Source organism: Candidatus Pseudoscillospira sp. SGI.172, from assembly GCF_050313575.1.
Classification (GTDB): Bacteria; Bacillota; Clostridia; order Oscillospirales; family Oscillospiraceae; genus Vermiculatibacterium.
The window spans coordinates 23,708-43,684 of sequence record NZ_JBNPLQ010000014.1 but is presented as its reverse complement, the minus strand read 5'-3'; the positions used below and the strand labels follow the sequence as shown (position 1 = coordinate 43,684).

Genomic DNA, 19,977 nt, shown 5'->3' with positions numbered 1-19,977 from the left:
TGATTGACCTCGTACTCCGCCATCTCGTAGGGAAAGCCCATAGCATCGATCCAGCGGATGGTCCGCCCATCCGTAGTCACCGACTTCCAGACTGCTTCATCGCGTAACGCGCCGAAGCGCGGGCTTTGCAGTTTGGGACGCATATTCAGCAGCGTGGTACTGCCGCTGCGCCATTCCACCCGAAGAATATAATCCCTTTGTGCCGCCACTGACTTGATGGGAGGCCCAGTCATCGGTCTTCGCCCTCCTTTCCGCAAAAAAACGCCACTGTATAGTCAAAGTATACAGTGGCGTTTTGAAATTGGGCAGGGTAATGATTACCCCAATTTACCGGATTCCATTATGAGTTTTTTATGAGCTTGGCGAGTGCCTGACGCTTGTTCCGCCCTTCGCCGCCCAGCCCCATCTTCTCATAGACGGCGTTCAGGCGGTTGTTTACAGACTTTACAGAAATGTTCAGAATCTCGGCGATCTCCCTGCTGCTCTTGCGCTGAGCCGCCAGACCGGCGATCTCCAGTTCCCGCTCCGTCAGACCGTACCGTGCCAAAAGGTTATCCTCCTGCTGGGTGGCCTCCCGTCCGGCGCGGAACCTGGCAGCGAGGGTATGCAGATGCTCCTGGACTTCCCCCTCTGCCAGCTCGTCCAGAAGCCGGTCCAGACAGGGGTCGCTCTCGGCGAAGGGCAGCAGGATGCCGTCCGGCTGCGCCAGGGACCACGCCTCACAAAGCGCTTGCCGTGCGGCCGTTTCCTTTCCGAGATGCATCAGCGCCACGGCGTTTTGCAGGTGGGCATAGACGCCGCACAGGGCAAACCGGGCAGCGGTGCAGGCCCGGAGTAGCCGGGGCATCCGGGCCGCTGCCTGTGCCCACTGGCCCTGCGCCAGCAGCGCGCGGCCCACGATCACCTGGAAGACCGGCTCGATCAGCGGGAACACCTGTGCCATGCTGGCGCCTTCCGCCGTCAGCCACGCGGGAAGCTGCTCTGGCTGCCCCAGCAGGGCGCTCAGCCATCCCCGGCCCAGCTCCACGGTGGTCAGCAAACGGTACTGATGGGCACGGCGCAGGGTGTCCGCCGCACGGTCCAGGAGGGGAAAGCCGCTCCGGAGCGGCTGCTCATACAGCGCCAGCCTGGCGGAGAGAAAGGCGGCAGCGGTATAAATGCTGTATTCCCCTACCTCCAGCGCCTGCTCCTCCGCCTGGCGGCAGAGAATGTCGGCGTCGGTCAGGTTCCCCCGCATAAATTCCGTTTCGGCCTGCATGATGGTCGCCGCGCCGCTGCCATGTCCGCTGGCAACGCGGCTGTAAATAGGCATGCATTCCCGCATCTCGGCATTCTCCCGGTCAAGGCCGCCGCTCTTGCTGTGATAGAGCATCAAAACGGAAGGTGAGCCCTGCGTCCATGGGTTGCGGTCCGCAGGGATCAGGGCGCGGATCTGCCGGTGATAGGCGCTCATGGCGGAAATGTCGTTGAAGCACAGGAAAGACAGGCGCAGCAGGGCCTCTCCCTCCAGCTGATCCCGCTCCCGCCGGGAAAGGTCGGTGCAAAGGGCCATGCTGCGCTGAAACAGTGCGTGATACCGCCGCATTTCCGGGATGTCCCGGCCGTAAAAGAGCAGCAGCATGAATACCAGAAGCGCCCGCGGATGGCGCAGCTGACATTCCTCCGGGCAATTGGCCATCCAGCGGCGCATCAGCGGCAGCCGCTCGGGGCCGAGACTCAGGCCCCGGTCCTGTCCCACTGTCCGCAGGAGATCATCCCACCTACCGGCCTTTTCATAACACTCTGCGGCAAGACAGCACTCTCCCGTCCGCTCATACCACGCTCCCAGGCGGGCAAGCGTGGCGTTTTGCTCCGCCTCCGGCAGCAGTGCGTACTTCTTCCGGGCGCAGGAGCGCAGCATATTGTGATAGCGATACACACCGTCGGTACAGGTGATGAAGGCGTTTTGCGCCGTCAGGCTGTGAAGAAGCGCAGCCGCATCTCCGTCCGGCCAGAGATATGCCGCCGCCTCCACAGTGAAATCGTCCGGCACGCCCAGCCGTATCAAAAACACCTGCTGACGCTGCGGCAGGGGGCGCAACAGCGTTTCGTCGATGAGTGGATAGATGCCGGCAGAGTCTTCCGGCCAGCGTCCCTGCTGCTGATAGGTTTTCAGATTCAGATACACCATGGAAAACCACCCCTCGGTGGTTTTCGCCAGGTGCGCTGCCGCGTCCTGTCCCAGATGCAGGCCGCTGCCGCGGGCGTAGGCACGAATTCCGGTTTCACTCAGCCGCAGATCATCCGTATTCATTTCCCACAGCCGCGCCCCCAGGCGCAGCCGGTCCGCTTGATCAAAAATCATGTTCCGGCTCAACAGCACCAGATGGATGCCATCCGGTAAGCGCTGTCCGAGAAACAGCAGCAGCGCCGTAAAGTCCGGATTCGGCAGAAAATGCAGATCGTCCAGTATGTAAAAAACCTCCTGCTTGCCTGCTTCAAGGGCGTCGCACAGAAGTTCCAGCATCACTTCCCGGGACTGAGGGGCTGTTGGAAAGCCCAGTTCTTTCATTTCCGTTTTCAGTTCCGGCCACGAGCGGAGATTACGGCAAAAGCCTTGCCAGAGGTCCGTCAGGGAGTCTGTGACGATGACCTGACGCAGAATGACAGCGTCCGGCATTTCCTTCCGGCAGCGCTCCGCCCACCAGTCCACCGCCCGGGTCTTACCATAGCCCATGGGAGCAACGATGGCCGTGATGGGATATTCGGTAATATGGGACAGTTGATCAGCCAGAGCACCGGAGATATAGGTTGTATTCAGCCTGACAGTCATTGCGAGGCACCTCGCTTATTGCAAGTTCGTTATTATCATACTGGAAACTATCTTGAATTGCAAGAAATTGAAAAGGAGTGCATATGGGATAAATGATACCAGGCGGTGCAGATTTATCGTGCTACCCAACTTATTCTTTACGGCTGTTTCTTATCTTTAGCGGTTCCGCTCAGCACGCCATAGACCTCTGCCAGCGCATGGACATACTTGGGAAACTGCTTCGCAGCTCGGTATCGTCTTCGGGCGGCAAGATCGGTCGCCGCATTATGCGGTAGACGGTCATCCAAAGCTGAAGTTTGCTGCCCGGATATGCCTTCTCGAGTTTTTTGATGGCACGGTCCTTTGCCTTTATCACGGCAGACTCCTTCATCATGTGGTACATACCAATCTCTTTCAGCGGCGTCTTTTCAAATCCGAATATGCCGTAGCACTTGCCGAGGATGTCCCTGTCCTTCTTCGGCAGAGCGTCAAACAGTTCCCGGAGCAGCTCGACGCAGACCTTCCGGTATACGATCCGCTCTGCGGGAGCAGAGAGTTTCCCAGGCATCAGCCGCTCAAAGGGATCGCCGTCATAGTCCTCCGGTATAAGGTCATACACACCGAAAAAATGGGTGTTGTAGCGAACATACCGGCTGACCCGCAATTCAGGAATGTCCATTTCTTCTGCTATTTCATTGATGTCTTTCCAATCGGCATGATACAACTTTTGCGCCTGCCGGACGGCGGTCATCTCATCTTTGCTGAGAACCAAATTGCCAATATTCTGCTCTAACCAGCGCGTCATGCGCCCTTTCAGGTACGGATACAGATAAGTGGTCAGCATGGCCCGGCTCTCATCGTACTCTCTGCTCTGGATGCGGGTCAGAAATTCCAGCGCACCCTCGCCGCAAAGATCATCCAGGATCGTCTTCGTGTAAGCAGAGAACTCCTCTGGAAGGTCGCTGTCCATGTGCAGGCAGTTGAACTCACTGGCCGCTTCCTTGGCGATGCTCCGAATCAGACCAAGGTTCCTGCGGTACAGCTTGTCCAGAGCAGCCTCATCCCCGTCACAATACTGACGGATCAGTTCCTCGTTGGTCATGGAACCTCACCCGCCTTTGGCTTCGGTGGACGGCCCCTGGGTTTGGAGACTCTGGTGATCTGGCAGCGCTTATATATGCGTTCCGTAGTTATTTTCTCTGTAAAATCTTCAACAGAAACCTTGGGATCACGCAGGGCATCGTAGAGCAGGTCGCGCACATAGTCCTTAGCCTGTCTGGCATCCTCTTGGGAGATGGCACCTCTCTGCATATCCTTCGTGATGCGGGAAAAGGCGGTCAGCTTGGCTTTCACCTTCGGGATATCTCTGGAGAGTTCCTTCTGAACTTCCACCGTACCAAACTGCCGGCAGGTGTAGCCGGGAGCGTGGGGGCAGGCCCCTTCGCAGTACAACGCATGAACGCCGCTCTTCAGCATGAAATATTTTCCGCAGATGATGCAGCGGCGAATATTATGTCCGCTGTTCAGGGCCAGCATATAATCCGCTTTCATCAGCGCCTGCAAGCTGTCCGTCACATGCTCCTGACAGATGGCGGCGGTGCCGTCCGGCAGCTCCCGCGGCACATAGGAAAGCATATATTGATCATGTCTCGTATAGCAGTCTCCCCGGCTGGTGATGGGATTGATGATCAGCTTCTCCGCAATGCGGTCATCGTTATAGAATCCGTAAAGAGCTTCCGCATAGCTTTCCGGCCCGTTGGTTTTCAATTTGGAGATGGCGAACTTGATGAAATTCCGGATCGTACCGTTGAACGCCCGGATGTCGTGGAGGTACATCTCATAGCGGTCAATATGCTTTTTGTATGTATCCCAGGTCCCCTCTGTCTCACCTAAAATGCGGAACATCTCGTAATAAAACGCATCGCCCAGCTCTGCGTCGGACTCACTGGGGTGGAACAGGTCCAACGGCTTCCATGGGGTGTCCTCTTCCAGTGCATGGTCTGCTTCGTTGAGCTGAAAAAATTTCTCAGCGGCATCTCTGAGCCATTCTATCTGTTCATCTTCCGACGGCTCATGTTTCTCCGGAGGAAATAAACTGAATTGCCCGGTCATCTCCCGAATCACGGAAAAGAAAGCGTCATCGCTCTCGTCCAGCAGTAATCGGAACACCGTGTATCGGCGTAGATCCTGACAGAGCGCATCCATCTCGTCATTCAGCTTCCACCAGAGCTCAGTATCCTTACTGCGCTCATAGTCTGCTGTAAAAGTGCGGATTCGCTTCATCCGTTCATGCAAGGGACGGTAATCATCGGGTGACAGATTCAGCAGATCCTCCGTCAGCTTTCCCGCGTCAAACTGTTGACCGTTCAGTTCCAGGGTGCTGCCGTAAGTATAGAATATAATATTACCGTCCATAAGCACCCTCCCCGCAAAAATTGTCCTACTTGACTATTAATCTGTCCACGCTTTTTATCAGCATATCATGTTTTCCTCCACAATACAAGCAGAGGGGCAAAGACACGCGCCGTCCCGTGGCTGGCACCTCCCTGCAATATGAATACTGCTCCCACCATTCCGTGGGAGCAAATTTTTTAAGGAGGAACAACATGAAGCAACTACATGAACCCCTGTACGCACCCAACTACAAAGTCATAGGAAACTGTTTGTATGAGATCAAGAACAGCAAACAGGGTCCCTACGACAAGAAGCTGTGCAACTTCACGCCGTGGCTGGTCAGTGAGATCACTGTGGATGACGGCGTGGAGACCACCAGCCGCATCCGGCTCGGCGGCATTCACGAAACCGGACGCACTCTTCCTGAAATCGAGATTCCAACAGACGAGCTGGGCAGCTTCAACTGGCTCTACAAGCACTGGGGCATCGACTGCATTCTGGAACAGGGCGTCAGCGTCCGGGACAGCATCCGCTATGCCATTCAGACCACAGCTCCTTACGCAAAACGGCAGACCGTCTATACCGTCACCGGCTGGCGCAGAGTCAATGACCGGTGGCAGTTCCTGATGCCGGGAGATGATGCGCAGGCCGTCTGCCTGCCCGGTAAGATCGGGAGCTACTCCATGGAGCGCCGGTGTGAGGATGTGGACATCGCCACCGCACTGGCCCTGCTCCGGTCAGAGGTAGCTCCACCTGAGATCCTCTATCCGCTGACAGCGTTCACATTCCTCTCGCCTCTGAATTCTTTTCTGAAGCGCGTGGGCTGTGAACCCAAGTTCGTTCTCTTTCTGGTCGGTAAGACCGGAAGCCGCAAAAGCACACTGGCAGCTTTGTTCCTGTCCTTCTTCGGAAGGTTCACAGGCGCAGAGCTGCCTTTGTCGTTTCAGGATACCCACAACAGCATCCTGCACCACGCGTTCTCACTGAAAGATGTGCTCACCTGTGTGGATGACTTCCATCCCGCAGGCCGTATGGATGAAACGAAGCTGACGGCGATTGCTCAAAGCATCATGCGCGCCTACGGTGACCGTGTCGGCAAGGGACGTCTGCGCCCGGATGCCTCTCCCATGGAAGCTCGGCCACCCCAGGGCAACGCCATCATCACCGCGGAGTTCCCGCCCGACCTTGGCGAGAGTGGTACCGCAAGATATTTTTCCCTGGAACTGCGGGAGCGTGATGTTGACCTGTACAGTCTGTCCCTGTTCCAGCAGCAGGCGGCGAAGGGTGTGCTGCAGAGATGTATGTACGGATATGTGGAATGGCTGCGAGAGAGCTGCCTGCGTGACCTGGAAACAGAGCGGAGATTTCTTTCCTCTCTGCGTGAGCGGTTTGAACGGTACCGCGCTGAGTTCCAGAAGTCCGGCATTCTCTGTCATGGCCGTGTGCCGGAAACTGTTTCCTGGCTCCGGTTGGGCATGGAACTGTTCCTGTCCTTTCTGAAAGCAAAGCAGATGCTGACCCATGAGGAGAAGGCAGAGACAGAAGATCGGTTCCGAATGATCCTGTATCAGCTGGCCGCGCGTCAGGCCGAGAGCATCACCCAGGACAAGCCTACTCATAAGTTCATCCGCAAGCTGTATGCTCTGCTGGAGAGTGGGCAGGTCTGCGTACTGAGCAAAAATCAGCATCACGCCTTTGTCCCGCAAAACTGTATTGGATATGAGGATGACGGATTCTTCTATCTGCACAGTGAGATCGCCCACAAAGCAGTCAGAAAGCTGTGTGAAGAACAGGGCGAGTCCTTCACCATTTCCCATAAGAGTCTGCTGAAACAGATGGCGGAAGAGGGGCTCATCGAAACGGCATCCGGTCAGAACACAAAGTCCGTTCGCATCGGCGGCAAGAGCAAACGGCTGGCCTGTCTGTACAAATCCAGAGTGCAGCAGATCATGGACACGGCCTTATGAAAAAGATATGTGGCAGGCGTGGCAGAACCAGCGCAACTTTCAGAAAAGCCTTATACCATGGGCTTCTCCGGACGGCGAAGTGTAGCTACTGTGTCTCTGAACTGTATCTGATAGAGGACGGAAGGCTCGTCCCGAAAGCCTTGGAACCGCTGCATTTTCACCCTCTGTATCTGAAATCACGCTTTTTGCGAAAGCGACCATGCTGCCGCTGTTTGGGCCACAGGCGGCGGTTTGCGGGGCTTTCCCGGCGAGGTGGACTGAACGCACGCAGGCGAAAAAAACCGCCGTTTTGAGCCCCTTATGGCCGAGGGGCGGTGAGCCGCGAATGACGGATCGTGACCATGCAGAAGTACGGGGCCGAGGGAACGGCGGGTCTCTGCTTCAGCAGAGAGCCAGCATCGCGTTTGTCTGGTCTGCGGCAACGCCGCGCCCCCGCCTCCAGCACGATTTCCGGGCAGAAGCCCGGACCCACTTCATCTACGATTTGGAGGAATGAAAATGAAAAAGGATATAAAATTCAGCACCCGCATGGCTTCCCAAGACCGGGAGGCCATCAAGGAACTGGCGAAACAGTCCGGTATGTCTATGAGCGATTATGTGACAGCCTGCTGTCTGGGTAAGCAGGTGGTGGTTATCGACGGCCTGAAAGATGTGCTGAAGGAGCTGAAGTCCATCGGCAGAAATCTCAATCAGCTCGTCACCCTGGCGCACATGGGACGAGTGACTGTGGTCGATCTGGAAAATGTGCTTCAGGCGTTCTCTGAACTCTGCGCAGCAGTCCGTTTGATTTTGGAACGAAAGCGGTGGTGAACATGGCGATCATCAGCTTCACCAACTACAAGCGGGGCCAGACCACCGGATGCATGGGCGCCGTGATGCGGTACACCATGCAGGATAAGAAAACCGAGTACGATGGTCAGCGGTTGGTCACAGGCATCAACTGCCAGCCGGAATCTGTCTACGCGGACTTCATGACCACCAAGCGGCTCTACCACAAAACGGATGGCGTGCTGTTCTACCACATGGTGCAGAGCTTCCCAAAAGGTGAAGCGGTCGATCCGGTCACCGCTCATGCGGCGGCGCTGAAGCTGGCCGAGTACTATGAGGGCTATGAAGTTCTGGTCTGCACCCACACAGACCGGGAGCACATCCATTCCCACTTCCTCATCAACTCGGTCAACTTCGATACCGGAAAGAAACTGCACATCGCCAAAGAACAGTTACAGGAACTGCGGCAGTGTAACGACCAGGTCTGCGCAGGATTTTCTCTCCCTGTGTTCCAACCCAGGGAGCACAAACAGAAAACCAAGACCATGACCATTGGGGAGTATCACACGGCGGCCCGTGGTCAGAGCAAGAAGCTGCAGCTCATGAATGTCATTAACGACTGTATGCGCCACGCCTCCAACCGCGAGGAGTTCATTACCCTGATGGAGAGCGAGGGCTACAAGGTACGCTGGGAGGACTCCCGGCGGAACATCACCTACACCACGCCCAGCGGCTGGCAGTGTCGTGACCGCCTGCTGTTCGGTGACAAATACTTGAAGGAGAACATGGAACATGAATTCAGGATCAGAGAAGAAATTATCAATGGACGAGCTCATGGAGCGGAACCGGCCTACGCCCACACCGCAGCCGACAGTGCAGGAGCAGACACCTCCTCCCGAAGTACATCCCACGAAAGAGGAGTGGGCGGAGATGATGGAGGCCATCTGCACACTGACTCGCCATACGGAGAGACAGAGCGTGTATCTGAAGAAGGTCAGCGAACTGCTGGCACAGCTTCCCACACAGACGCAGGTGGACGAACTGCTGAAAGCGGTGAAGCATCTGGAACAGATGGCAGAACAGGCTGGGAAGCAGAAAGAGAAGCGTTTTTTTCTGCCCAGCATCAGCCTGCCCAGTCTGGAGTTTCCACGCCTGTCTCCGGCTCTACTGCTGATCCCTGTGGTGCTGTTTGTCTTATGGACGATGTGGTACAGCTGGGACGCTCTCTGGAACGTGATCAGTACGCTGGCCCAGTGATGGATAGCACCACCGTGCGCCACCATGCTGACAGCAAAACTTTGCGCAAAGAAATGGAAAAGAAAATCGCTCATGGTCACAAAGCAGATGACCATGAGGAGGAGCAGATCCACACCTGGCAGCAGACCATGTGACGGTCTGCTATTTTTATTGCCCGGTCGATGCGCCGGGAGAAAGGACTTTTATGAAAAGTGAATTTGAACTGTATATGGAAACTGGAATGATCGGTGCCTACCAGCCTGAGATGGCTGTGCTCAAGAAAGTCAATGATGGCGTACACCCGGTGTACCGGGATACGGTGTATGAGTTATGCGAGGAAGGCATGAGCGGAAAACGATTCATGGATGTGGGGGACAGAAGATTCCGCGTCACCTCTGTATTCCCGGCCAATGCATCCTCCACAGCTACTCAGAAGTTCCTGTCCTACATCGACAGCGAGCTGACCAAAGAATCTCACAGCGCCTGAATAATTCAATAGACTTGTGCGAGCCGGTGCGGTATACTTCGTGTTACCGTACCGGCTTGCCCCATTTAAGGAGGTAAAAAATAATGGCAAGCCAAATCGATAAATACACAATTCTCTACGGCAGACTCAGTCAGGAAGATGCCCGTATGGGCGACTCGAACAGCATACTGAATCAGCGCAGCCTGTTGGAAAAGTACGCTCGGGATAATGGATTCGAGAATGCCTTGTTCCTCGCAGACGATGGTTACTCCGGTACGAACTTCGACCGCCCTTCCTGGAAGAAGGTCATTGACATGATCGAGAACGGCGAGGTGGAGACCCTCATCGTCAAGGATCTCAGCCGCCTGGGTCGTGAGTACCTGCAGGTGGGATATTACACGGAGATCTACTTCCCGCAGAAAGGTGTTCGCTTCATTGCGGTCAACGATGCGGTTGACTCTCTGGTGGCAAGCAGCACCGATTTCAATCCCATCCGCAACTGGGCAAACGAGCTTCACGCCAAGGACACCAGCAAGAAGGTGCGCGCCATCAAGCGGATGCAGGCCGAACGTGGTGAACGATACGGCGGCAAGGCGCCATATGGCTACAAAAAGCGTACCGCCGACAGCAAGGAGATCGTTCCCGATGAAGAAACCGCTCCCATCGTGAAGTATATCTTCGAACTGTGTGCCGGTGGCAAAGGGCCCAGTCAGATCGCCCGCATTCTGTCGAACGAACAGGTACTGACACCCGCCCATTACTACTACCGGAAGTATGGTAAGGGACAGGCGGGAATGGATATGCAGCGGCCTTATGGTTGGAGCAGCACTTCGGTAGGACATATCCTTGCAAACCAGACCTACCTCAGTCATACCCATCTGCAAAAGAGTTCCACCATCTCCTACAAGAACAAGACTAGAGTGGACATTCCTGAAAATGAGCAGGTCATCGTCAAGAACACCCATGAGCCGCTCATCACGCAGGAACTCTGGGATATCGTGCGGGATGTACACGCCCACAAGCGCAGACCGCCCAAGCATATGGACGAACCCAATATGTTCGCTGGTCTTGTCTTCTGTGCTGACTGCGGCAAGCCCATGGTGCTGTACCGGACGGAGTCCATCAAGCGTTCTCAGTTCCACCTGAAGTGCTACACCTATGGCAAGAAAGGTAAAAACTTCTGCACGCCTCATCAGATCCGGGAGACTGACTTGGAACAGGTCGTTCTGGATGACCTTCGCAGAATAACGCATTTTGCCAGAATGAAGGAACACCAATTTGCGGCCTACATTAACGCGAAGAACAGCGCCGAGCTCCGGCAGGAGATCAATGCCCTTCAAAAAGAATTGGATACCATGCAGCGAAGAAACGATGAGCTGACTGCTCTGTTCAAACGGATCTATGAGGACAATGTTCTGGGCCGTATCACCAATGAGCAGTTCCGCAGGCTGTCCGCTGACTATAATGCCGAACAGAAAACACTGGAGGAGGCCATCCCTGCAAAGCAGGAACGCCTGAATAAACTGAAGGCATCGGCGGCAAATGTGGAAGCCTTCATCGAGAAAGCAAAGCGCTTCAAAACTATCGACAAACTGACTCCCGAGCTCCTGCGCCTGTTCATTGAACGCATCGAGATCGGAGAACGAGCCAAGAAGTATTCCCACTCTGCGGCACAGGACATCCGCATCGTGTACCGTGACATCGGCATGGTGGACAGCAACATGGAAAAAGAAGAGCAGCCAGTGCATCTGGTTGCTCCCCCTCGAGACATTGATGAACTTGTAAAAATGTTGGCCTAATGAAAAAAGCACATAGGCGGACGGCTTCCGCCGCCCGCCTATGCGTCTAATAATGGATAGGTCACAAAATGTACCTATGAACACTATCAGAACCGGAAGGGCATTTTCTTTTCTCCTTTCTCAAAAAGCGTTTACCATGTCAACATTCTTTCCACGATTTCAACATTTTGCTTGCTTCCTTCCTGTTCAATGGCTATAATAGGGAGAGAATTCACTGCTTCGAGAGGGGGGTTGAGATTGAAAGAGGAAAAGAACGGGCCACTCACCATTCAGTCGGTAGAGCGGGCACTGGCGATCCTGGAGATCCTGGCCCGGGCCACCCGCCCTCTCAGCGTCATCGAGATCGGCGAGATCACAGGCATTCAGCGCACGACCCTCTACGCGCTGATCAACACCCTGGTAGCGGGAAACTATGTCCTCCGCGGAGCGGACGGAAAACTGTCCATCTCCAGCAAGCTTTATGAGATGAGTTCCATGTATCCCTCCCGCCTGCCCATTGTTCAGCGGGGCAACCGGCACATCACCGAGATGGCCCTCCGATACCGGGTGGCGGTGCGGCTGTCTATCTGCACGGAGGCGGGACATGTGGTGACGGTAGCCTCCTCAGAGCCCACCTTCCATGTCTCCAATGTGGCCCCTCAGGGAGGCGAGCTGGCCGTCCACGCCACCAGTACCGGCAAGGTGCTGCTGGCCTACCTGCCCCCCGAGGAATCCCGCAGGCGGATGGAGCAGTGCCGCATGGAGCGCTATACGCTTTATACCATCACCGACCGCGAGGCCCTGGCTCTGGACGTGGCCGAGGTCTGCCGCCGGGGCTATGCCCAGGATGAACGGGAGTATCTGGACGACACCACCTGTCTGTCTTTCCCCATCCTCACCCCGGACCGGCACCTGGTGGCCATCCTCAGCGCCACATCGGATTACTGGCATATGAAAGAGGTCTACGACTCCGTGGTGCGGGAGGGGCTTCAGCGGAGCAAGCTCATCGCCATGGAGCTCTCGGGCGGCACTCCGGTCTCCGCCTTTTAAAACAACACCGCACGATTCAGGGCTCACGCCAAGAATCGTGCGGTGTTTTACCCTGTGGGCATCAGCCCAGTGCCACGTCCAGCACCATCATGAGGGCGAAGCCCAGCGCCGCACCCACGGTGCCGATGTTGGAGTGCTCCCCTGCCTGAGCCTCGGGGATCAGCTCCTCCACCACCACATAGATCATGGCTCCGGCGGCAAAGGACAGGATGTACGGCAGCACGGGGGTCACCAGTGAAGTGAGCAGGATCGTGATCGCCGCGCCCACAGGCTCCACCACACCGGAGAGGAAGCCGTAGCGGAATGCCCTGCCCTTGCTCAGGCCCGAGCTCACCAGCGGCATGGAGATGATGGCCCCCTCGGGGAAGTTCTGAATGGCGATGCCCACGGCTAAGGCGAGGGCCCCCGCCGTGGTGATGACCGAGCCGCCGGAGAGCATCCCCGCCAGCACCACGCCCACCGCCATCCCCTCAGGGATGTTGTGGAGGGTCACCGCCAGCACCAGCATCAGAGACTTCCCCAACCCGCAGGGCCTGCCCTCGGGCTGGGCGGAATCCATGTGCAGGTGGGGGATCAGGGTGTCCAGCAGCAGCAGGAACCCGATCCCCAGGAGGAAGCCCGTCACCGCCGGCACCCAGGCCACGCCGCCCGCCGCCTCCGCCATCTCGATGGCCGGGATCAGCAGGGACCAGACCGAGGCCGCGATCATCACGCCGGAGGCAAACCCCAGCATGGCCTTTTGAAGCCCCGGGCGCATCTCGCCCCGGAGGAAAAATACCATGGCAGAGCCCAGCGTCGTCCCCAGCAAGGGGATGGCGAGGCCCACGGCCACTTTCCAAAAATCATTCATCTATTATGGTTCTCCCTTCCCGGTTTTCCCTGGAGCAAAGGAAACCGTCTTTTTACCATTTGAATTCTAACATATTTACTAGGAATTTGGAACTCCCTTTTTTCACCTCTCGCCCGTCCAAAAAAGCACGGCCCCGGCGGAGAATTCCGCCGGGGCCGTGCCTCAGCTTTTGTTTCTAAACTCAGTTCACCACGTCGCCGCGAAGCACCTCTTTGCCGGAGAGGGTCAGCTCTCCACCCTGCACATCCAGAGTCAGGGTCTGGCCGGAGGATACATTTCCCGCGATGATGGCCTTGCTGATGAGGGTCTCCACTGTGTGCTGGAGGTACCGGCGCAGAGGCCGGGCGCCATACAGGGGATCATAGGCGTTGTCGATGACAAACTCCTTGGCCGCCGGGGTGAGGACGCATGTCAGCTCCTTGGCCGCCAGGCGGGCATTGAGGCCGTCCACCATTAGATCCACGATGTGGCCCACGTTGTCCCGGGTCAGGGGCTTGTAGAACACGATCTCGTCCAGCCGGTTCAGGAATTCCGGGCGGAAGGAGCGCTTCAACAGGGTCTCCACCTGTTCCCGGGCCTCCGGGGTGATGTCGCCGTCGGGGCCGATCCCTTCCAGCAGATACTGGCTGCCCAGGTTGGAGGTGAGGATGATGACGGTGTTCTTGAAGTCCACCGTCCGGCCCTGGCCGTCGGTGATGCGCCCGTCGTCCAGCACCTGGAGGAGGACGTTGAACACATCGGGATGAGCCTTCTCCACCTCGTCGAAGAGGATGACCGAGTAGGGCTGGCGGCGGACCGCCTCGGTGAGCTGGCCGCCCTCCTCATAGCCCACGTATCCGGGAGGCGCACCGATGAGCCGGGAGACGGAGTATTTCTCCATGTACTCCGACATGTCGATGCGCACGAGATTCTTCTCCGAGTCGAAGAGGGTAGCGGCCAGGGTCTTGGCGAGCTCGGTCTTGCCCACGCCGGTGGGACCGAGGAAGAGGAAGGAGCCGATGGGACGGCCCGGATCGGCGATGCCGGCGCGGCTTCTCAGGATGGACTCGCTCACCAGCCGCACGGCCTCGTCCTGACCCACCACCCGCTGGTGGAGGATATCCTCCAGGTGGAGGAGCTTCTCCCGCTCTCCCTCCATGAGCCGGGCCACGGGAATGCCGGTCCAGCGCTCCACGATCTTAGCCACCTCTTCCTCGGTGACCTTGTCCCGGAGGAGACTGCCCTCCCGGCCCTGCTGGGCGATCCCCTCTTCGATCTCCAGCTGCTTCTGGAGCTCGGGAATCTTCCCGTATTGGAGCTCAGCGGCCTTGTTGAGGTCGTACTCCCGCTGGGCCTTCTCCAGCTCGCCGCTGGCGGCCTCCAGCGCCTGACGGAGCTTCTGGACCTTGCCAATGGCGTTTTTCTCGTTCTCCCACTGGGCCTTTTTGGCGTTGAAGTCCTCCCGGAGGTCGCTCAGCTCCTTGCGGATGTCGGCCAGATGCTCCTGAGAGAGCTTGTCGGTCTCCTTGACCAAGGCGGCCTCCTCGATCTCCAGCTGGGTCATCTTGCCCTGGAGCACGTCCAGCTCGGTGGGCATGGAGTCGATCTCGGTGCGCACGGTGGCGCAGGCCTCATCCACCAGGTCGATGGCCTTGTCGGGGAGGAAGCGGTCGGTGATATAGCGGTTGGAGAGGGTGGCCGCGGCGATGATGGCCCCGTCGGTGATCTTCACCCCGTGGAACACCTGATAGCGCTCCTTGAGGCCCCGGAGGATGGCCACAGTGTCCTCCACAGAGGGCTCCCGCACCAGCACGGGCTGAAAGCGGCGCTCCAGCGCGGCGTCTTTTTCGATATACTGGCGGTACTCGTTGAGGGTGGTGGCGCCGATGCAGTGGAGCTCGCCCCGGGCCAGCATGGGCTTGAGCAGGTTGCCCGCGTCCATGCTCCCCTCGGTCTTGCCCGCGCCTACGATGGTGTGGAGCTCATCGATAAAGAGGATGATCCGACCCTCGGACTTCTTGACCTCGTTGAGTACGGCCTTCAGCCGCTCTTCAAACTCGCCCCGGTACTTGGCGCCGGCGATGAGGGCGCCCATATCCAGGTTGAAGATGGTCTTGTCCTTTAAAGAGCCGGGAACGTCCCCCTTGACGATGCGCTGGGCCAGCCCCTCGGCGATGGCGGTCTTGCCCACGCCCGGCTCACCGATGAGCACGGGGTTGTTCTTGCTCTTCCGGGAGAGGATGCGCACCACGTTGCGGATCTCCTCGTCCCGCCCGATCACCGGGTCGAGCTTGTTCTGCCGGGCCTGGGCCACCAGATCGGTGCCGTACTTTTTCAAGGCGTCGTAGGTCTCCTCCGGATTGTCGGAGGTCACCCGCTGGTTGCCCCGGACGGCGGCGAGGGCCTGCAAAATGCCCTCCCGGGTGATCTGATAGGTTTTGTAAAGCTCCGCCAGATCCCGGTCGGCGGTCTGGACCAGGGCCAGGAGCAGGTGCTCCACCGAGACGTACTCGTCCTTCATCTGCCGGGCGGTCTCCTCGGCGGCGTTCAGGGCCCTGTCCACCCCCTGGGAGACGTAGATCTTCCCCATCTCCCGGCCCGGGCCGGAGACCTTGGGGAGCTTTTCCACCTCGGCCTGCACGGCGGCGGTGAAGCTGGGCACGGTGAGGCCCATGTTGGCCAGCAGCTGGGGCACCAGCCCGTTTTCCGCGGTGAGGAGTGCCAGCAGGAGATGGCTCTGCTCGATCTGCTGGTTGCCATGCCGGGTGGCGAGGCTCTGGGCGGCCTGGACGGCCTCCAGCGTTTTCTGAGTGAAGTTTTGGGTGTTCATGGATGTTCACATCCTCTCAATGCGTTTATTGTTTTGATTTGCAAAAAAGCGCAAATCGAATGATATCTATCCGGTATTTTACAATCAATCGATGGTAGAATCAACACTTCGCGGGTGATCGTGTTATCCTGGCGCAGGGTGATTCAATGCATACGTCCAAAAAATATGTGGTGGAACAGGAACTCTGCGGAACCTGCCTCCAGTACCACCAGCATTATGTGATGCTGCGGGAGGGAAAATTCCTCCCCCTCTGGTACAGACACTGCGGCGTTCCCGGCGTAAAAAACCGGGAGCCCAACGAGACCTGCCCCCACTGGGCTGGAAAGCAGGAGGAGCCGGTCAGCCTGGGCTGACCGGCTCCCGCCGTTCCCTTACTGGATGGCGATCTTGTAGCTCTCCGGCTCCACGGGCCTCTCCTTGGGCAGGCTCAGGGTCAGCACGCCGTTCTGATAGGCGGCGGAAATGCCGGACTGGTCGATGCCGGTGACGTCGAAGCTGCGCTGGAAGGAGCCGTACCGGCGCTCCCGGCGGATGTAGTTGCCCTTGTCGTCCTTCTGCTCGTCGCTCTCCTGATGGATGGCGCTGATGGTGAGGATGCTGTCCTTCAGATCCAGGGAGATGTCCTCCTTGTTGAAGCCGGGCAGGTCGGCCTCCAGGGTGAAGTGGTCGCCGTCGTCCCGGATGTCGGTGCGGAAGGCGGGCAGATCGGTGTTGCTCTTCCGGAAAAAGTCCCGGGCAAAGTTGTCGAAGCTGTCAAACAGATTGTTGTCGCTGCGCTCAAAAGGAAGCATACCAAACATAAAGAATCTCTCCTTTGCAAACTTGTTTCTGGTTGGAATTGTTAGCACTCACGTTTTTATATTGCTAATTATTTCGGTCTTTCATGGGCACATCCTCTTTCTGGGGCGAACGGCTTTTGGGGCTGCCGCCTCTTTTCCTGTTTTCTGATTCTTAGTATAATCAAGGGCTGTGAACAAATATAGCGCAACTTATGTCCAAATTGTAAACGTTAGCACTCGATTTAAAAGAGTGCTAATTCAATTCCGCATGAAACCTGCCTTTTGCGGAGAAAAACGCCGCGGGATTTCCCATCTTTACCGTTTCCCCAAAATCGGGTATAATATGGCACTGTGTGCGCATCATTGACTTCAAGGGAGAGGATACCCCATGCGGCGAAGAAACGACCTGGGCCGGGACCCGGTGCCCGCGCTCATCCTGCGGCTTGCCATCCCCACCATGCTGGCCCAGTTTATCAACGTTCTGTACAGCATCGTGGACCGGATGTTCATCGGCCATATCGCGGGGATCGGGGACCTGGCGCTGGCGGGCGTGGGCGTGTGCGGCCCCATCGTCACCCTCCTGTCTTCCTTTGCCTTTCTGGTCTGCCAAGGGGGCGCTCCGCTCATGTCCATGAAGATGGGCGAGGGTGATCCGGAGGGGGCCTCCGGCATCCTCTCCAACTGCCTGCGCCTGCTTCTGATCCTGGCGCTGGGGCTCAGTGTCCTCTTCTTTCTCCTGCGGCGCCAGCTTCTCTGGTGGTTCGGCGCCAGCACGGATACCTTCCCCTACGCCCTGACCTACCTCACCATCTATATCGCGGGCACCGCTTTCGCCCTCATGGCCACCGGGCTCAACAGCTTCCTCATCTGCCAGGGCCGGTCGGGGCTGGGCATGGGGACAGTGGTGCTGGGCGCGCTGCTCAACATCGGATTGGACCCCCTGTTCATCTTCACTCTGAATCTGGGGGTGGCTGGAGCGGCCTGGGCCACCCTGCTCTCCCAGGCGGCCTCCTGCTTCTTTGCCCTGGCCTGCCTGCGGCGGCGGTCCATGCCGGTGCCGCTGCGCTGGGGGCGGTTGGACTGGGAGATCTGCCGGAAGGTGCTCGCCTTCGGCTCCGCCCCCTTCCTCACCATTGCCTCAGACAGCGTTCTGCTCATCATCCTCAATACGGTCCTCCAGCGCTTCGGCGGCCCCGGCGAGGGAGACACCCTCCTCACCTGCACCGCCATCGTGCAGAGCTATATGCTCCTCATTACCATGCCCATGGGCGGCATCACCCTGGGCTGTCAGAGCGTGGTGAGCTTCAATTACGGTGCCGGGAACGCCCTCCGGGTCAAAAAGGCCCTGCAGTCCATTCTCACTGTGTGTGTGGTCTTTGCGGCGGTGATGCTGGCCGTCACTCACCTTTTCTCCCCCGCCTTCGTCCGGCTGTTCACCCAAAATGCCTCCCTTACAGACCGGAGCGTCTCCTATATCAAGATCTACACTGCCGCCGTCATTCCCCTGGCCGTACAGTATGTCATTGTGGATCAGTCCACCGCACTGGGCCAAGTCCGTCTGGCTCTTTTCTGCTCCATGTTCCGGAAAAGCCTCTTCCTGGCCGCCACACTGGTCCTTCCGGCCCTTTTCACCGCGGCGGCGGCCTTCTGGGCCGAGCCGCTCTGCGATGGAATCGCCGCCTGCCTTTCCTCCGTGCTGTTTCTGCGGCTCATCCCCCGCCTGCTGCTGGAGCGGGTGCAAAAGGTTGACAATCTCCCTTGAAATAGGCTATAATTTGACAAATCCTTTCTTGATCATCCAAAGAGAAATCAGGTGTTCCCATGAAAAAAACCTTTGTGACCCTCCCCCAGCTTCAGGAGATGACCCAGACCTATCCTACCCCCTTCCATCTCTATGACGAAGCGGGCATCCGCCGGACCGCCCGGCAGCTCCGGGACGCCTTTTCCTGGAACCCCGGCTTCCGGGAATATTTTGCCGTCAAGGCCACCCCCACTCCCGCCATTTTGAAGATTCTGCGTCAGGAGGGCTGCGGAGCAGACTGCTCCTCCCTCACCGAGCTGATGCTCTCTGATAAATGCGGCTTCTCCGGCGAGGAGATCATGTTCTCCTCCAACGAGACTCCGGCGGAGGAATACGTGCTGGCCGACCAGCTGGGGGCCATCATCAACCTGGACGACTTCACCCACATCGACTTCCTGCAGGAGACTCTGGGCCGTATCCCCGAGACCATCTCCTGCCGCTTCAACCCCGGCGGCGTGTTCCAGCTGGGTGAGAGCGAGGAGGGCTTCCAGGTGATGGACACCCCGGGGGACTCCAAATACGGCTTCACCCGGGAGCAGCTCTTTGAGGGCTTTCGCAAGCTGAAGGCGCTGGGAGCCAAGCGTTTCGGCATCCACGCCTTTCTGGCCTCAAACACCATTTCCAATGACTACTACCCGGCCCTGGCCGGCATTCTCTTCCGCCTGGCGGCGGATCTGGAGCGTGAGACCGGCTGCGACGTGTGCTTTATCAACCTCTCCGGCGGCGTAGGGATCCCCTACCGCCCCGACCAGCCTGCCAACGACATCGCCGCCATCGGCGAGGGAGTGCGCAGGCAGTTTGAGGAGATCCTGGTCCCCGCGGGAATGGGAGATGTGGCCATCTACACCGAGCTGGGGCGGTATATGCTGGGTCCCAACGGCTGCCTTGTGACCAGGGTACTCCACTTCAAGCACACCTACAAGGAATATGTGGGCGTGGACGCCTGCGCGGCCAATCTGATGCGTCCGGCCATGTACGGGGCCTACCACCACATCACCGTCATGGGCAAGGAAAACGCCCCCTGCGACCACAAGTACGACGTGGTGGGCTCCCTGTGCGAAAACAACGACAAATTTGCCGTGGACCGGATGCTCCCCGAGATCGAACGGGGAGATCTGCTGGTGCTCCACGACACCGGGGCCCACGGCTTCTCCATGGGGTACAATTATAATGGAAAACTCCGCTCCGCAGAGGTACTGCTCCGGGAGGACGGCTCCACCAAGCTCATCCGCCGGGCCGAGACCCCGGAGGATTACTTCTCCACCATGCTCTTCGACTGAGGCGCAGA

At 57.9% G+C, this 19,977-nt stretch carries 15 protein-coding genes; 9 read left to right on the top strand and 6 right to left on the bottom strand.

Going from position 1 to position 19,977, the window contains the following annotated elements; all coding sequences use genetic code 11:
* Nucleotides 1-340: 340 nt before the first annotated feature.
* From ACQRD3_RS07160 to ACQRD3_RS07150, 3 genes are all read right to left on the bottom strand, one after another.
* On the bottom strand, nucleotides 341-2,812 hold the full coding sequence (locus tag ACQRD3_RS07160; protein WP_427780665.1) for a LuxR C-terminal-related transcriptional regulator: 2,472 nt from the start codon (nucleotides 2,810-2,812) through the stop codon (nucleotides 341-343).
* 169 nt (nucleotides 2,813-2,981) lie between these two features.
* Nucleotides 2,982-3,893, bottom strand: coding sequence for a sigma-70 family RNA polymerase sigma factor (locus ACQRD3_RS07155; RefSeq protein ID WP_427780663.1), 912 nt, complete (start codon nucleotides 3,891-3,893; stop codon nucleotides 2,982-2,984).
* Nucleotides 3,890-5,206 carry a DUF6076 domain-containing protein gene (locus tag ACQRD3_RS07150; protein ID WP_427780661.1) on the bottom strand — a complete coding sequence of 439 codons (1,317 nt, stop codon included), beginning with the start codon at nucleotides 5,204-5,206 and terminating at the stop codon, nucleotides 3,890-3,892. The genes ACQRD3_RS07155 and ACQRD3_RS07150 overlap by 4 nt, the downstream gene beginning before the upstream one ends.
* Nucleotides 5,207-5,397: 191 nt before the next feature.
* On the opposite strand from ACQRD3_RS07150, the gene ACQRD3_RS07145 reads away from it, so the two are divergent.
* The 6 genes from ACQRD3_RS07145 to ACQRD3_RS07120 all read left to right on the top strand — a co-directional run bounded on the left by ACQRD3_RS07145 (nucleotide 5,398) and on the right by ACQRD3_RS07120 (nucleotide 12,450).
* The gene (locus ACQRD3_RS07145; RefSeq protein ID WP_427780659.1) at nucleotides 5,398-7,152 is read left to right on the top strand and encodes a hypothetical protein; all 1,755 of its coding nucleotides are present in this window, start codon (nucleotides 5,398-5,400) and stop codon (nucleotides 7,150-7,152) included.
* Nucleotides 7,153-7,644: 492 nt separating this feature from the next.
* On the top strand, nucleotides 7,645-7,962 hold the full coding sequence (locus tag ACQRD3_RS07140; RefSeq protein ID WP_427780657.1) for a plasmid mobilization protein: 318 nt from the start codon (nucleotides 7,645-7,647) through the stop codon (nucleotides 7,960-7,962).
* 2 nt (nucleotides 7,963-7,964) lie between these two features.
* Complete coding sequence (locus ACQRD3_RS07135; RefSeq protein ID WP_427780655.1) at nucleotides 7,965-9,311, top strand: relaxase/mobilization nuclease domain-containing protein; 1,347 nt, start codon at nucleotides 7,965-7,967, stop codon at nucleotides 9,309-9,311.
* 74 nt (nucleotides 9,312-9,385) lie between these two features.
* Entirely contained in the window at nucleotides 9,386-9,643 is a 258-nt protein-coding gene (locus tag ACQRD3_RS07130; RefSeq protein ID WP_427780653.1) for a hypothetical protein, read from the top strand.
* An 83-nt stretch (nucleotides 9,644-9,726) separates the two neighbouring features.
* Complete coding sequence (locus ACQRD3_RS07125; protein WP_427780651.1) at nucleotides 9,727-11,421, top strand: DUF4368 domain-containing protein; 1,695 nt, start codon at nucleotides 9,727-9,729, stop codon at nucleotides 11,419-11,421.
* A gap of 237 nt (nucleotides 11,422-11,658) precedes the next feature.
* Nucleotides 11,659-12,450, top strand: a complete 792-nt coding sequence (locus ACQRD3_RS07120) for an IclR family transcriptional regulator (protein ID WP_427780650.1) — start codon at nucleotides 11,659-11,661, stop codon at nucleotides 12,448-12,450.
* Between the two features lie 61 nt (nucleotides 12,451-12,511).
* Here ACQRD3_RS07120 and ACQRD3_RS07115 read toward each other — a convergent pair whose 3' ends face one another.
* Nucleotides 12,512-13,300, bottom strand: coding sequence for a ZIP family metal transporter (locus ACQRD3_RS07115; protein ID WP_427780648.1), 789 nt, complete (start codon nucleotides 13,298-13,300; stop codon nucleotides 12,512-12,514).
* Nucleotides 13,301-13,481: 181 nt separating this feature from the next.
* Complete coding sequence (clpB, locus tag ACQRD3_RS07110; protein WP_080907638.1) at nucleotides 13,482-16,109, bottom strand: ATP-dependent chaperone ClpB; 2,628 nt, start codon at nucleotides 16,107-16,109, stop codon at nucleotides 13,482-13,484.
* Nucleotides 16,110-16,255: 146 nt separating this feature from the next.
* Between clpB and ACQRD3_RS07105 the strand changes: the two genes are divergently transcribed.
* Nucleotides 16,256-16,462, top strand: a complete 207-nt coding sequence (locus ACQRD3_RS07105; protein WP_427780646.1) for a hypothetical protein — start codon at nucleotides 16,256-16,258, stop codon at nucleotides 16,460-16,462.
* Nucleotides 16,463-16,480: 18 nt separating this feature from the next.
* On the opposite strand, the gene ACQRD3_RS07100 is transcribed toward ACQRD3_RS07105, so the two are convergent.
* Nucleotides 16,481-16,909 (bottom strand): Hsp20/alpha crystallin family protein, encoded by a 429-nt coding sequence (locus ACQRD3_RS07100; RefSeq protein ID WP_080907636.1) that lies wholly within the window; start codon nucleotides 16,907-16,909, stop codon nucleotides 16,481-16,483.
* A gap of 367 nt (nucleotides 16,910-17,276) precedes the next feature.
* On the opposite strand from ACQRD3_RS07100, the gene ACQRD3_RS07095 reads away from it, so the two are divergent.
* Both ACQRD3_RS07095 and ACQRD3_RS07090 read left to right on the top strand, forming a co-directional pair.
* A complete protein-coding gene (locus tag ACQRD3_RS07095) occupies nucleotides 17,277-18,650 on the top strand; it encodes an MATE family efflux transporter (RefSeq protein WP_427780643.1) in 1,374 nt (457 codons plus the stop codon).
* A gap of 59 nt (nucleotides 18,651-18,709) precedes the next feature.
* The gene (locus ACQRD3_RS07090) at nucleotides 18,710-19,969 is read left to right on the top strand and encodes a diaminopimelate decarboxylase (protein WP_080907634.1); all 1,260 of its coding nucleotides are present in this window, start codon (nucleotides 18,710-18,712) and stop codon (nucleotides 19,967-19,969) included.
* Nucleotides 19,970-19,977: the final 8 nt, after the last annotated feature.